The 14,491-nt window shown below is 65.4% G+C and carries 12 protein-coding genes; 6 read left to right on the top strand and 6 right to left on the bottom strand.

The features are described from left to right. Positions 1–156 precede the first annotated feature (156 nt). From gcvT to OGL92_RS00030, 6 genes are all read right to left on the bottom strand, one after another. Entirely contained in the window at positions 157–1,278 is a 1,122-nt protein-coding gene (gene gcvT, locus OGL92_RS00005; RefSeq protein ID WP_263138441.1) for a glycine cleavage system aminomethyltransferase GcvT, read from the bottom strand. Positions 1,279–1,351: 73 nt separating this feature from the next. Continuing rightward, the gene (locus OGL92_RS00010) at positions 1,352–2,728 is read right to left on the bottom strand and encodes an L-serine ammonia-lyase (RefSeq protein ID WP_263138445.1); all 1,377 of its coding nucleotides are present in this window, start codon (positions 2,726–2,728) and stop codon (positions 1,352–1,354) included. A gap of 106 nt (positions 2,729–2,834) precedes the next feature. Continuing rightward, positions 2,835–4,100, bottom strand: coding sequence for a serine hydroxymethyltransferase (gene glyA / locus OGL92_RS00015; protein ID WP_263138451.1), 1,266 nt, complete (start codon positions 4,098–4,100; stop codon positions 2,835–2,837). A gap of 104 nt (positions 4,101–4,204) precedes the next feature. Then, positions 4,205–7,069, bottom strand: coding sequence for an aminomethyl-transferring glycine dehydrogenase (gene gcvP / locus OGL92_RS00020; RefSeq protein ID WP_263138453.1), 2,865 nt, complete (start codon positions 7,067–7,069; stop codon positions 4,205–4,207). A 9-nt stretch (positions 7,070–7,078) separates the two neighbouring features. Then, the gene (gene gcvH, locus OGL92_RS00025; protein ID WP_263138462.1) at positions 7,079–7,462 is read right to left on the bottom strand and encodes a glycine cleavage system protein GcvH; all 384 of its coding nucleotides are present in this window, start codon (positions 7,460–7,462) and stop codon (positions 7,079–7,081) included. A gap of 367 nt (positions 7,463–7,829) precedes the next feature. Continuing rightward, complete coding sequence (locus OGL92_RS00030) at positions 7,830–9,251, bottom strand: NorM family multidrug efflux MATE transporter (RefSeq protein WP_263138466.1); 1,422 nt, start codon at positions 9,249–9,251, stop codon at positions 7,830–7,832. A 585-nt stretch (positions 9,252–9,836) separates the two neighbouring features. Between OGL92_RS00030 and OGL92_RS00035 the strand changes: the two genes are divergently transcribed. From OGL92_RS00035 to OGL92_RS00060, 6 genes are read left to right on the top strand one after another with little or no spacing between them, the layout of a single operon-like run. Further along, positions 9,837–10,526 (top strand): 7-carboxy-7-deazaguanine synthase QueE, encoded by a 690-nt coding sequence (locus OGL92_RS00035; RefSeq protein ID WP_263138472.1) that lies wholly within the window; start codon positions 9,837–9,839, stop codon positions 10,524–10,526. A gap of 10 nt (positions 10,527–10,536) precedes the next feature. Continuing rightward, positions 10,537–11,145, top strand: coding sequence for a GTP cyclohydrolase I FolE (folE, locus tag OGL92_RS00040; protein WP_263138473.1), 609 nt, complete (start codon positions 10,537–10,539; stop codon positions 11,143–11,145). A gap of 12 nt (positions 11,146–11,157) precedes the next feature. Further along, on the top strand, positions 11,158–11,685 hold the full coding sequence (locus OGL92_RS00045; RefSeq protein WP_263138475.1) for a 6-carboxytetrahydropterin synthase: 528 nt from the start codon (positions 11,158–11,160) through the stop codon (positions 11,683–11,685). Then, positions 11,678–12,823 (top strand): IMP dehydrogenase, encoded by a 1,146-nt coding sequence (locus tag OGL92_RS00050; RefSeq protein ID WP_263138477.1) that lies wholly within the window; start codon positions 11,678–11,680, stop codon positions 12,821–12,823. Before OGL92_RS00045 ends, OGL92_RS00050 begins: the two co-directional genes overlap by 8 nt. Then, entirely contained in the window at positions 12,816–13,289 is a 474-nt protein-coding gene (locus OGL92_RS00055) for a phosphoribosyltransferase family protein (RefSeq protein WP_263138479.1), read from the top strand. Before OGL92_RS00050 ends, OGL92_RS00055 begins: the two co-directional genes overlap by 8 nt. Next, positions 13,289–14,488, top strand: coding sequence for a UbiD family decarboxylase (locus tag OGL92_RS00060; protein ID WP_263138482.1), 1,200 nt, complete (start codon positions 13,289–13,291; stop codon positions 14,486–14,488). Before OGL92_RS00055 ends, OGL92_RS00060 begins: the two co-directional genes overlap by 1 nt. Positions 14,489–14,491: the final 3 nt, after the last annotated feature.

The following is a 14,491-nucleotide window of genomic DNA, read 5'->3' on the forward strand; positions in this document are numbered from 1 at the left end:
GACCTTCTCGGCGCCGCGCAGCTTGACGCCGGCTTCGACCTTGGCCGGGCGGGGCGGGGCTTCGAGAGGGTTCATGGCGGGTACTCCTGGCTCGGGTAAAGGAACGGACGATGGCGGCCGGCGACGCTCGCGCGCCACCGGCTCGTCGCGGCGCGGTCAGCCGCGGTAGTAGCGTTGCGGCACGAAAGGCGTCTTCGCCACCTTCATCGGCACGCGCTTGCCGCGCACCACGGCCCATACCGTGCTATCGGGGGCGGCATGGGCGCTGGCCAGGTAACCCATGGCCACCGGCGCGCCCAGGGTCGGGCCGAAGCCGCCGCTGCTCACCTGGCCGATCACCTGGCCGTCGGCATCGACGATCTCCGCGCCCTCGCGCACCGGCACGCGCTCCTGCGGCAGCAGGCCGACGCGCTTGCTCGCCACGCCCTCGCGCTGCTGGGCGAAGATCCGCTCGGCGCCGGGGAAGCCGCCGGCCCGCGCGCCGTCGGCGCGGCGGGCCTTGGAAATCGCCCAGAGCAGGCTGGCCTGCACCGGCGTGGTGGCGCTGCTCATGTCGTGGCCGTACAGGCACAGGCCGGCTTCCAGGCGCAGCGAGTCGCGGGCGCCCAGGCCGATGGGCTGCACCTCGGGTTCGGCCAGCAGGCTGCGGGCCAGGGTCTCGGCATGTTCGGCCGGTACGGAAATCTCGAAGCCGTCCTCGCCGGTGTAGCCGGAGCGGCTGACGTAGCAATCGACGCCCAGCAGGCGCACCGCGGCGAATTGCATGAAGGTCATCTTCGCCACCTCCGGCGCCAGCCGGGCCAGCACGTTGGCTGCCGCCGGACCTTGCAGGGCGAGCAGGGCGCGCGACTCGAACAGGCTTTCGATCTGGCAGCGGGCGCCGATGTGCGCGCGCAGGTGGGCCAGGTCCTGCTCCTTGCAGGCGGCGTTGACCACCACGAAGAGCGCATCGCCGGTGTTCGCCACCATCAGGTCGTCGAGGATGCCGCCCTCGGCGTCGGTGAACAGCGCATAGCGCTGCATGCCCGCCGGCAGGTCGATGATGTCCACCGGGACCAGGGTCTCCAGGGCCGCCGCGGCCTCGGCGCCGCGCAGCAGGATCTGGCCCATGTGCGAGACGTCGAACAGGCCGGCCTGGGCGCGGGTGTGCAGGTGTTCCTTCATCACGCCCAACGGGTATTGCACCGGCATGTCGTAACCGGCGAAGGGCACCATGCGGGCGCCGAGTTCCAGGTGCAGGGCGTGCAGCGGGGTGCGGGCGAGGGTTTCGGTGGTCATGCAAAGCTCTCCGGGGGAAGCGGCGCCGCGCGCCGCGTTGACGTAGGGGTGAAGGGGCCGGACGGCCCCGCGGTCAGCATTCGATGATGTTCACGGCGAGGCCGCCGCGGGCGGTTTCCTTGTACTTGCTTTTCATGTCGGCACCGGTCTGGCGCATGGTGCGGATCACCTTGTCCAGCGAGACGAAGTGCTGGCCGTCGCCGCGCAGGGCCATGCGCGCGGCGTTGATCGCTTTCACCGAGCCCATGGCGTTGCGCTCGATGCAGGGCACCTGGACCAGGCCGCCGATGGGGTCGCAGGTCAGGCCGAGATTGTGCTCCATGCCGATCTCGGCGGCGTTCTCCACCTGCTGCGGGGTGCCGCCGAGCACTTCGCACAGGGCGCCGGCGGCCATCGAGCAGGCCACGCCGACCTCGCCCTGGCAGCCCACCTCGGCCCCCGAGATGGAGGCGTTCTCCTTATAGAGGATGCCGATGGCGGCGGCGGTGAGGAGGAAGCGCACGATGCCGTCGTCGTCGGCGCCGGCGATGAAGCGGCTGTAGTAGTGCAGCACCGCTGGCACGATGCCGGCGGCGCCGTTGGTGGGCGCGGTGACCACCCGCCCGCCGCTGGCGTTCTCCTCGTTCACCGCGAGGGCGTAGAGGTTCACCCAGTCCAGCACCGACAGGTTGTCGCGTAGGGCGGCCTCGGGGTTCTTGCTCAACTGCCGGTACAGGGCGGCGGCGCGGCGCCTGACCTTGAGCCCGCCGGGCATGATCCCTTCGTTGCGGCAGCCGGCCTCGACGCAGTCCTGCATCACCTGCCAGATGCGCAGCAGGCCGGCGCGGGTTTCCGCTTCCGGGCGCCAGGCGGCCTCGTTGGCCAGCATCACCTGGCTCATCGACAGGCCCTGGCCGACGCAGTGGCCGAGCAATTCGCGGGCGGTCTTGAACGGATAGGCCAGCGGCGTGGCGTCCTCGACGATGCGGTCGGCGCCGGCGGCGTCCTCGTCGACCACGAAGCCGCCGCCCACCGAATAGTACTCGCGGCTGCGGATCTGCAGCCCGGCGCCATCGAAGGCGCGGAAGATCATGCCGTTGGGGTGGAAGGGCAGCGGCTTGCGGATCATCGCCAGGTGTTCTTTCTCGACGAAGCGCAGGCGCTTCTCGCCCAGCAGGTTCAACTCGCCCTGGCCGCGGATGGTTTCCAGGCGCGCGGGTATGCTGTCGGTGTCGACGGTATCCGGGTGGTCGCCTTCGAGGCCGAGCAGCACCGCCTTGTCGCTGCCGTGACCCTTGCCGGTGGCGCCGAGGGAGCCGTACAGCTCCACCCGCATGGAGGCGGTAGCGTTCAGCAGGCCGTCGTCGCGCAGGCCCTCGGCGAAACGCGCGGCGGCGCGCATCGGGCCGACGGTGTGCGAGCTGGAGGGGCCGATGCCGATCTTGAACAGGTCGAAAACGCTGAGAGACATAAGTCCTCGATCGCTAGGAAGAGTGGCCGGACCGCTGCGCACCGACGCCGTCTCGCCGGCGAGGCGGAACGGCGTGGCGCGACGGTCCCGGGAACCGTTAGCGCCTTCAGGCGCTATGGCGGTCGGCGTAGACCGGGTAGGTCTTGCACAGGTCGGCGACCTGGCCGCGCACCCGCTCGATCACCGCCGGGTTGTCGATCTCGTCGAGGATGTCGCAGATCCAGCCGGCCAGCTCGCGGCACTCGCCTTCCTTGAAGCCACGGGTGGTCACCGCCGGGGTGCCGATGCGGATGCCGGAGGTGACGAAGGGCGACTGCGGGTCGTTGGGCACGGCGTTCTTGTTCACCGTGATGTGCGCCGCGCCCAGCGCCGCGTCGGCGGCCTTGCCGGTCAGGCCCTGGTGGATCAGCGAGAGCAGGAACAGGTGGTTGTCGGTACCGCCGGAGACCACTTCGTAGCCGCGCCCGACGAACACCTCGGCCATGGCCCGGGCATTGTCGATCACCTGCCGTTGATAGGCCTTGAACGCCGGCTCCAGGGCTTCCTTGAAACACACCGCCTTGGCGGCGATCACGTGCATCAGCGGGCCGCCCTGGCCGCCGGGGAACACCGCGGAGTTGAGCTTCTTCTCGATCTCGGCGTTGGCGCGCGCCAGGATCAGGCCGCCGCGCGGGCCACGCAGGGTCTTGTGGGTGGTGGTGGTGACCACGTCGGCGTAGGGCAGCGGGTTGGGGTAGAGCCCGGCCGCCACCAGCCCGGCGACGTGGGCCATGTCGACGAACAGGTAGGCGCCGACCTTGTCGGCGATCTCGCGGAAGCGCGGGAAATCCAGTACCCGCGAGTAGGCGGAAAAGCCGGCGACGATCATCTTCGGCTTGTGCTCCACGGCCAGCCGCTCGACTTCGTCGTAATCGATCAAGCCCTGTTCGTCGATGCCGTACTGCACGGCGTTGTACAGCTTGCCGGACGCGCTGACCTTGGCGCCGTGGGTCAGGTGGCCGCCGTGGGCCAGGCTCATGCCGAGGAGGGTGTCGCCGGCGTTCAACAGGGCGAGATAGACCGCCGAGTTGGCCTGGGAGCCGGAGTGCGGCTGGACGTTGGCGTAGTCGGCGCCGAACAATTGCTTGGCGCGCTCGATGGCCAATTGCTCGACCTTGTCGACGTGCTCGCAGCCGCCGTAGTAGCGCTTGCCCGGATAGCCCTCGGCGTACTTGTTGGTCAGGCCGCTGCCCTGGGCCTGCATCACCCGCGGGCTGGCATAGTTTTCCGAGGCGATCAGCTCGATGTGGTCTTCCTGACGCTGCTCCTCGGCCTGGATCGCCGACAGCAGGGCGTCGTCGTATCCGGCGAGTTGGTCGTGTGTGCTGAACATGGCAAGGCTCCGGTGAGTTCTTGTTGGAGCGCCGCGCGTCCGTCACGCGCGGCGGTGGTCGGTTCGAACGGTGGGCGCGGCGCCCGCGGGCGCCGCGCGCTCGGTCAGGCGTCCTGGTAGGCCTCGATGGGTGGGCAGGCGCAGACCAGGTTGCGGTCGCCGTAGACGTTGTCGACGCGGCCGACCGGCGGCCAGTACTTGCCTTCCAGCAGGCTGGCGACCGGGTAGACCGCCTGTTCGCGGCTATAGGGATGGTGCCAGTCGCCGACCAGTTCGGCGGCGGTGTGCGGCGCGTTCTTCAGTGGGTTGTCCTGCTTGTCCAGCTCGCCCTGTTCCACCGCGCGGATCTCCTCGCGGATGCGGATCATCGCGTCGATGAAGCGATCCAGTTCCGCACGGGACTCGCTTTCGGTGGGCTCGATCATCAGGGTGCCGGCCACCGGGAAGGACATGGTCGGCGCGTGGAAGCCGAAGTCGATCAGGCGCTTGGCCACGTCGTCGACGCTGATGCCGCTGCTGTCCTTGAGCGGGCGCAGGTCGAGGATGCACTCGTGGGCCACCAGGCCGTTGCCGCCGGTGTAGAGCACCGGGTAGTGCTCTTCGAGGCGCCGGGCGATGTAGTTGGCGTTGAGGATCGCCAATTGCGACGCGCGCTTGAGGCCGGCGCCGCCCATCATGCGGATGTACATCCAGGTGATCGGCAGGATGCTGGCGCTGCCGAAGGGCGCCGCGCACACCGCGCCGTCCTGGCGTTCCATGGCCGCGTGGCCAGGCAGGAACGGCGCCAGGTGCGACTTGACGCCGATCGGGCCGACGCCGGGACCGCCACCGCCGTGGGGGATGCAGAAGGTCTTGTGCAGGTTCAGGTGGGACACGTCGCCGCCGAACTTGCCCGGTGCGCAGAGGCCGACCATGGCGTTCATGTTAGCGCCGTCGATGTACACCTGGCCGCCGTTGTCGTGGACGATGGCGCAGATCTCGCGGATACCTTCCTCGAACACGCCATGGGTCGAGGGGTAGGTGATCATCAGCGCGGCGAGGCGCTCCTTGTGTTCCTCGGCCTTGGCGCGCAGGTCGTCGATGTCGACGTTGCCGCGGGCGTCGCAGGCGGTGACCACCACGCGCATGCCGGCCATGCTGGCGGTGGCCGGGTTGGTGCCGTGGGCCGAGGCCGGGATCAGGCAGATATCGCGCGCCGCGTCGCCGCGGCTGTGGTGATAGGCGCGGATCGCCAGCAGGCCGGCGTACTCGCCCTGGGAGCCGGCGTTCGGCTGCAGCGACACGGCGTCGTAGCCGGTGCAGGCGCAGAGCATGGCTTCCAGCTCGTCGGTCAGTTGCCGGTAGCCCTGGCTCTGCTCGGCGGGAGCGAAGGGGTGCAGGTTGCCGAAGTCGCTCCAGGTGATCGGGATCATCTCGCTGGCGGCGTTGAGCTTCATGGTGCAGGAGCCCAGCGGGATCATGCTGCGGTCCAGCGCCAGGTCCTTGTCGGCCAGGCGGCGCAGGTAGCGCATCAACTCGGTTTCCGAGTGATAGCGGTTGAACACCGGGTGGGTCAGGAAGGCGCTCTGCCGTTGCAGCTCGGCCGGCAGGCGATCGCTGGCGCGGGCGGCCAGGCTGGCGAAGTCCGGCAGGGCCTGGCCGGCGTCGGCGAACAGTGCCCAGAGGGCCTCGACCTGCGCCTGGGTGGTGGTCTCGTCGAGGGACAGGCCCAGGCGGGTGTCGTCGATCTCGCGCAGGTTGATGCGTTGCGCACGGGCGCGCTGGTGCAGCGTCGCGGTGCGCGCGCCACTGGCCAGGGTCAGGGTGTCGAAGAAGTGCCGCTGCTCCGCCGGCAGGCCCAGGGCGGCGAGGCCCTCGGCGAGGATCGCGGTGAGGCGGTGCATGCGCCGGGCGATGCGGGTCAGCCCCTGCGGGCCGTGGTAGACGGCGTACATGCTGGCGATGTTGGCCAGCAGCACCTGGGCGGTGCAGATGTTGCTGGTGGCCTTCTCGCGGCGGATGTGTTGCTCGCGGGTCTGCATGGCCAGGCGCAGCGCCGGCTTGCCGTGGCGGTCGATGGACAGGCCGACCAGGCGCCCCGGCATGTCGCGCTTGAAGCTGTCGCGGGTGGCGAAGTAGGCGGCGTGCGGCCCGCCGAAGCCCAGCGGCACACCGAAGCGCTGGGCGCTGCCCAGGGCGACGTCCGCGTACAGCTCGCCGGGCGGGGTGAGCAGGGTCAGCGCCAGCAGGTCGGCGGCCACCGCGACCAGGGCGCCGGCGGCGTGGAAGCCTTCGATCAGCGCGCGGTAGTCGCCGATCTCGCCCTCGCTGGTCGGGTATTGCAGCAGCGCGCCGAAGTAGCGCGCGGCGTCGTCGAGGGCGTTTTCGTCGCCCACCACCACCTCGATGCCCAGCGGCTCGGCACGGGTGCGCAGCACGGCGAGGGTCTGCGGATGGCAGTGGCGCGAGGCGAAGAAGGCATTGCTGGCCTTGTTCTTCGCCAGGCGCTTGCAGAAGGTCATGGCTTCGGCGGCGGCGGTGGCTTCGTCGAGCAGGGAGGCGTTGGCCACCGGCAGGCCGGACAGGTCGCTGATCAGGGTCTGGAAGTTCAGCAGCGCTTCCAGGCGGCCTTGGGAGATTTCCGGCTGGTAGGGGGTGTAGGCGGTGTACCAGGCGGGGTTTTCCAGCAGATTGCGCAGGATCGGCGAAGGCGTATGGCAGGGGTAGTAACCCTGGCCGATGTGGCTGGTGAACTGCTGATTCCGCGCGGCGATGGCCTTGATCGCCGCCAGCGCCTCGGCCTCGCCGAGACCGGCGGGCAGGTCGAGCACGCTGGTGCCCTTGATGCTTTCCGGGATCACGCTGGCACTGAGGGCGTCGAGGGAGTCGTAGCCGAGGCGTTCGAGCATGTGCGCGATGTCGTCTTCGCGCGGGCCGATATGGCGGGCGACGAATTCGTCGGTGGTGCCGAGTTCGATGGAGCGGGTCATGGCGATTCCTCAGGCGTCGGCGTTGGCTTTGAGCAGGCGGTCGTAGGCATCCTGGTCCAGCAACGTGGAAACCGCCGCGGCATCCGCCGGACGGAAGCGGAAGAACCAGCCTTCACCCAGCGGATCTTCGTTGACCCGCTCGGGGCTGTCGTTGAGGCCCTCGTTGACCGCGACCACTTCGCCGGCAAGCGGCATGTACACGCTGCTGGCGGCTTTCACCGATTCCACGGTGGAGGCTTCGGCACCTTTTTCGTACGGTTGCAGCTCCGGCAGTTGCACGTAGACCACGTCACCGAGCGCGTTCTGGGCGTAGGCGGTGATGCCAACGGTGATGCTGCCGTCGGCCTCGACGCGCAGCCATTCGTGATCTTCAGTGAAACGCAACTCGCTCATGGAAACTCCTCGGGAAGCAGGGGGTATGGGGCGCGGTGGGGTCCGCGCTCTTGAGGTTGAATTCCCTTAGCAATTATGCGGCCAGTAGTTGAAAATTCTTAAAAATCAATAGGATATGAATTTCAGGCGGCCGCGTCGTCTTTTCTTTGGAATGAAATCGCTCCAGAGGGAAAGAGATACAAAAGCAGTTCGGGATCAGGCCCTTACAGAGACGCCTTCGTCTGGGCTTTGTAATGAATTCGATACGATGTAATGAATTCACTACGAATCGGCGAGGCTCTGCCTTGGGCAGGTCATTTCGACCCACGGAATGATCGAAGGGGCCGCGCCATCGACGGATCGGTCCTTTTCCCGGCTCCGATCATCTTCATCCTGCGATGCCCTCAGCGCCGACCGGCCTGGGCCGCTCGGCGCGCGCCTGGCGGGTCAGCCGGTTGACGATCAGATTGAGGCCCAGGTACATCGCGAAGGTTGCCGCGGCTAGGCCAATGGCCAGGCCGACCCAGATGTAGCGTGGCCCGAGTTCCAGATGGATGCCGAGGGTATAGGCGACCGGGATGGCGATGGCCCAGTAGAAGATGGCCACCAGCAGCAACGAGGTTTTCAGGGCTTTGAGGCCCCTGAGAGCGCCCAGCAGGATGTTCTGCGCACCATCGAACAACAGGAACCACACCGCCACGGCCAGCAGGCTGGCCACGGTGCTTTTGAGCAGCAGGCTGTCGGCGGTACCGGACCTGACGAACAGGCTGGCGATCTCGGTGGGAAAGAGCAGGAACAGCGGGGCGAAGATCAGCGAGGCGATGGCCCCGCAGCCCAGGCCGATCTGCGCCACCCGCTTGGTGTCCGCCACGCGCCCGGCCCCGACCAGTTGGCCGACCCGGTAGGAAGTGGCGCTCGACAGGCTGATGGGCACGACAAAGGCAATCAGCACCGCCTGCATGGCCACATGGTGAGCGGCCTGCGCCACCACGCCGAAGTGCCCCATCATCAGCGCCGCGCAGGTGAACAGGCTCAGCTCGATGGCGAACGACAGGCCCACCGGGATGCCGAACTTGAAGGCCTGGCGCAGGATGCTCCAGTCGACGTCGAGGATGCCCTCGAATATCCGGTAGGCGTTGTAGCGGGGCGTCGTGGCGATGTAGACGGCCAAGGAAATCGCCATCAACAGGGACACGCTGGCGGTGACCGCGCCGATGCCGCTCAAGCCCAGGTAGGGGATGCCGAACCACTGATTGATGATCACCAGGTTGAGGGCCAGGTTCAGCACCGCCGCGGCCATGCTGATGACCATGACCGGTTTGGTGTCGCCCAGGGCGCTGACGAAATTGCGGAGGGCCATGAACACCAGGTAACCCGGCAGCGAGAAGGCTACCGCGCGGGTGAAGGCGATGAACGCGTCGATGCTTTGCGGCGGCTGGTCGAGGCTGCGCAACAGCGGGGCGGCCAGCCACAGCGCCAGTATGCCCAGCGCCGAGAGCAGCAGGGCGATGAGCATGCCGCTCTGGCAGGAACGCCGGACGCTGACGATGTTCCTGGAGCCATGGGCGATGGCAATCAGTGTGCCGATGCCGGAAATGACTCCGGAAAAGGAGAAGGTCAGAAACGAATAGATCGATGCGCCGATGCCGCCGCCCGCCAAGGCTTCCGCGCCCAGCCGCCCCATCATGTAGGTGTCGGTGAAGACCATGACCACCTTGGACAGTTGGGCGGCCATCAAGGGGCCGGCCATGGCGAGCAGGATCATCAACTCGCCCTTGGGGCTGCCGTTGGAAGAAGTGTGTTCGATCATGCAGTGGCCTCCGATGCCAAGTGATGCAGTCCATAAAGGGATTCTATCGGATCTCGGTTTTCTGCTGGGCGACTCTAATTTACTTTTTCCGCGAATTTTCTCTCCTGCCCGACCGGGGTTGCATCGCCGTAAGAAATTAGTGTAATGGGCTGTATTTTTATTCCCTTGCGGAATAAGTCATGCCCATGACCCGCCGAAATTAATATTTTGCAGAAGTTACATATCTGAACTAGTTTGTTGTGCCGCAAGAACAACTGATATTTCGCAGTATAGGCGTGTGAAATAAGCGAGGTAAAACCGGTCAATTTTAACGGCGCCGTCATTGAAATAAGAAGTGATAGCTAAATGATCTTAAGTATTACGCTCGGGTATTTTTAGTCGCTGCAGGGAAGCGATCTGGCCAGGAATTAGGCTATCGAAGAATTCGCTATTGGGCGCGACGGTTCGCCCATGATTTTCTATCCGATTGCATATCTTCCTGAAAACTTCTCTGCCAGGCAGTCCGTGAAGAACTGCCTGCTGGAGTTGTCCTGTGCGCGTATATCCAATTGGCAGGATGCTCATTGCGGACAATAGGGAGTCGGTATGTTTGGTGAAAATCCCATACGAAAGAAAGCGCCTGACATCGAGACGCTTTGGGTCGAGGAAGTGTTCAGGACCTTGCAGGGGGAGGGGCCCTTCTCGGGGGTGCCGTCGACCTTCGTCAGGTTGTCGGGTTGCAACCTGCGCTGCTTCTGGTGCGATACCCAATTCGAAGCGTTTCGCTGGTCGCTGACCCCGCAGGCGATCGTCGAGAAGGTGCGCAGCCTGGAAACCCCGGTCCCCGAACTGATTGTGCTGACCGGCGGCGAACCCTTTCGCCAGAACATCGCGCCGTTGATCCGGGTGTTCATCGAAGAGGGTTTCAAGGTCCAGGTCGAAACCAACGGCACCATCTATCAGGCCATCCCCACCGGGCAGGACGTCACCGTGGTCTGCAGCCCGAAGACGCCGGTCCTGGACCTGCGCATGATCGAGATCATCACGCACTACAAGTACGTACTGGCCCATGGCGAAGTTGACGAGCGCGATGGCCTGCCGGGTGCTTCGACGCAGCATGAGGGCAAAAAAGCTCGCTTGTTTCGACCGCCTCCGGGCAAACCGGTTTATGTCATGCCGCGCGACGATTATGACGAGCAACGCAACAAGGACAATCTGAAGGCCTGTATAGAAGTGGCAACTCAGCAGGGTTACACGTTGAATCTGCAACTGCACAAGCTTTTGAATCTTCCATAAGGATATGACTATGCAAAATGATCAAGAACGTTCTCACGCCAAGGCCCGGCAAGCGGTGGTCGATATTCTCGCCTATCTGGGTGAAGACCCCAGCCGGCAGGGGCTTCATGAAACGCCGGAGCGCTTTCTGAAATCCATGGTCGCGCAGACGGTGGGATATTCCCAGGATCCTTATCGGGTATTGGAAAAGTTCTTCGAAGAAGTAGCCGGCTATAAAAACCTGATCATGTTGCAGAACATCCACTTCGAGTCGATGTGCGAGCACCATCTGGCGCCCATCGTCGGCAACGCCACCGTCGGCTACATCCCCAATGGCCGGGTCGTCGGCCTCTCCAAGCTGGCGCGGGTGGTGGACATCTTCGCCAAGCGCCTGCAAATCCAGGAGCGGCTGACCTCGCAGATCGGCCTGGCCCTCGATGAGGTGCTGCTGCCCAAGGGGGTCGGGGTGATCATCCGCGCCAAGCATAACTGCCTGTGCACCCGCGGTGCCTACAAGCCCAACGCCAACATGACCACGACCTACTTCTCGGGCGTGTTGGAGACCGATTCGGTCAAGCGGGGCGAGTTCTACACCGCAGCTGCATTGCCATGGGGCAATGGGGTCCACCACTCTCAGTAAGGGAATACTGTCATGTTCAAGATCGACCGGAAAATCGAAATCGATGCGGGTCACCGGATCCGCTCCCATGGTTCCAAATGCCGCAACCTCCACGGCCATCGCTATTCGGTACACATGACCCTCAGCGCCGACGAGCTCGCCACCCAGGGTTCCGAGTCGGGCATGGTGCTGGACTTCAGCTTTGCCAAGGAGGCGATGGTGCAGTGCGTCGACGAATTGTGCGATCACGCCCTGATCGTCGATGCCGAAGACGAATACCTGCTGCAGATACTGGACATCCATGGTCCCGCCCGCGACGTGCTGACCTCGGGCGTGGCGCTGCCGTTGACCAACGCCGAGGGCATGAAAATCTACCTGGTGCCCTTCTCGCCCACCGCCGAGGCCCTGGCCAAGCACTGGTACGAACTGCTCAGCGAGAAGATCGCCACCCTGGGGCATGGCGCCGCGCAGGTTCGCGTGGATGCGATTCGTGTGTACGAAACCCCCAACTGCTGGGCCGAGTACCCGGCCGGCCGCGCGGGAGGCGTGCAGCATGTTTAGAAAGGGCTATGTGTTCGATGACGTGCTGCTGGTGCCCAAGCGGACCCACCTGGGCAGCCGCAAGGAAGCCGATATCGGTGTCGAGCTCAAGGGTATCGGCCGCCTGAGCGTGCCGATCATCTCGGCCAACACCCAGTGGTGCACCGAGGACCGCATGGCCATGGAAATGGCCCGGATGGGCGGGCTGGGGATCGTCCACCGCATGTGCAGCGTGGAAGACCAGGTGGCCTTCGTCCATGCGGTCAAGAGCGCGCCTGTCGCCCGGCGCGAAGCCGACTTCGCGCCGACCCTGGACAGCCAGGGCCGGCTCAAGGTCGGAGGCTCGATCGGCATCGTCGACGACTACCTGCAGCGGGCCGCCGGGCTCGCGGCCTGCGACGTGGACTTCCTCACCCTGGACATCGCCCACGGTCATTCCACCCACGCCATTGCGGCGATTGCCAGGGTCAAGGAGCGCCTGGGCGATATCCCCATCGTCGCCGGCAACGTGGCCACGCCCGAGGGCGTCCTTGACCTGGCGGCGGCCGGCGCCAGCGTGATCAAGGTCGGGATCGGTCCTGGCAGCGTCTGCACCACCCGTTCGGTCAGCGGTGCCGGGGTGCCGCAGCTCACCGCCATCCTCGAGTGCGCCGAGGCCGCCAGGGAGGTCGACGTCAGCCTGATCGCCGACGGCGGCATCCGCAGCTCCGGGGATATCGTCAAGGCCCTGGCCGCGGGTGCCCACGCGGTGATGCTCGGGCGGATGCTGGCCGGCACCGACGAAAGCGCCGCGCAGCCGCTGGAGGTATCCGGCAAGCGCTACAAGCTGACGCGCGGTTTCGTTACCTTCGGTACCCACCTCGAGCTCAAGCGCTTGCAGGGCCAGAAAATCACCGAGGAGCAACTGCTGCGCTACGTGCCCGAAGGCATCGAGGCCTGCTTCGAACATGTCGGCCCCTTGCGCGCCTACCTGTACCAACTGATCGGCGGGATACAGTCGGGCTTCAGCTACTGCGGCGCGGGCAACTACCCGCAACTGCTGGAAAGGCACGAGTTCATCGAGGTTTCGGTGCAGACCAGCCAGGAAAGCCGTCCCCATGCGCTGGATGTGGCCAAGCATCCCATCGACTACAAGGCCGAGGTGCTCAGCCATGATTAACCTGACCTGGGAGGATGTGGAGAAACTCTCGCTGTCCATCGCCGAGGCCGTCCGCGAGTCCGGCTACGACTTCGACTGCATCGTCGGCGTGGCGCGGTCCGGCTGGGTGCCGGCGGTGATCGTGGCCCATGAGCTGGGGGTTCGCGAGGTGGGCACGCTGTCCATCGTCAGGAACGTGTCCGATGGCGTCGATTCGCGCAAGGCCGCCCCGCGCCTGGTGGACATCAGCCCGCTGGCGCAGGCCGGCAGGAAGTGGCTGGTCATCGAGGACATCGTCGGCAGCGGTGAAACCGTCCGCTTCATCCGCGAGCATTTCGGTGTCGACGGCCGCGATATCTATGTCGCGAGCCTGGTGTTCAATGCCGCCAATGGCGACCGTGCGCAGGTGAGCGAGATGCTGGAGTTCTATGGCCGGGAGGTCATGGAGTGGGTCCGTTTCCCCTGGGAAAGAAGGATCGAGTCCTGATGAGAAGCCTGCTCAGCGAAGCCGGTGTCGAGGACGTCGCGGATCTCATGGAAACCGACCTCGACATCTCGCGCTACCTGCACCAGCACTACGACCTCAACGATTACCCGGTGGTGAAGTTCAGCAATGTCGCCTGCGCGTCCCGGGTGCCCTATGTCGACAATGCCTTCAAGCGGGAGACGATGTTGCGTGGGCTGGGTTTGAACGAGGACAACGTGCAGCAGCAGTTCGCCCGGCGCGCGCGCGGGGTGCATGCCGACCAGCGGGCAGCGGTGCGGGCGCCCTGGGCGTTCCGGCAGATGGACTGGTCGCTGCTCGACCTGCCGTTTCTCAAGTACCAGCCGGACGATGGCGGCCGTTACCTGACGTCCTTCGTGTTCTGCGTGCAGGACAAGGCCGGGCGCTACAACCTGGGCTTCTACCGGGGCGAGATCAAGGATGGGCGCACCATCGCGGTGTTCATCGACCCTAGGACCGACGCCCACGCAATCATCCAGGAGCGGCTGCGCGAAGAGGCCGAGATCAAGGTCAGCCTGTTCAATGGCGGGCCGATTTCCGCCTACATCGGTGCGGCGAGCAAGATTCCAGCGGACGTGGACAGCTTCGTGTTTTCCTCGGCCATCGCCGATGCCCCCATCGACCTGTGCCGCCAGGGGGACTACCCGGCGGTTCCGGCCGCCAGCGAACTCGTCCTGCAAGCCAGCCTCAACGGCAAGATGATCGACGAAGGCCCGTTCTGCGAATTCAAGGGCTACTACAGCGAGAAGACCCTGGGCTTTGAGCTGAACGTCAGCGCGATCCACGCACGGGACAATCCGCTGTTCTTCGGGATTTTCTGCGGCAAGGAGTCGGGGCTGAACCTGATGCGTCTGCAGAACGAGACCTTCATGTTCGGCTTTCTCGAGAGCAAGGGCATCCCGGTGCGGCGGGTGGTCTATCCAACCGCTTACTTTGGCGAGTTCGGCGTCATCGTCGAATCCGATTCGGTGACGGAGGATACCCTCCGGCTGATCATGGAATACGACCTGCGCAGCAAGCTGTTCTTCCTGGTCAGGAACGCCGAGACCCTGTTCGCCGATCTGTCCACGTTCGCCTTCGAGTCCGTGTCCGATGACTATCGCAAGCGCGGCGTGCGCATGGGTGGACGCCTCGGGCTGCTCTGCGACAATGCCAACGACTTCAACTGGAAGACATTCTGATGG

The organism is Pseudomonas sp. RIT-PI-AD, from assembly GCF_025642785.1.
GTDB lineage: Bacteria > Pseudomonadota > Gammaproteobacteria > Pseudomonadales > Pseudomonadaceae > Pseudomonas_T.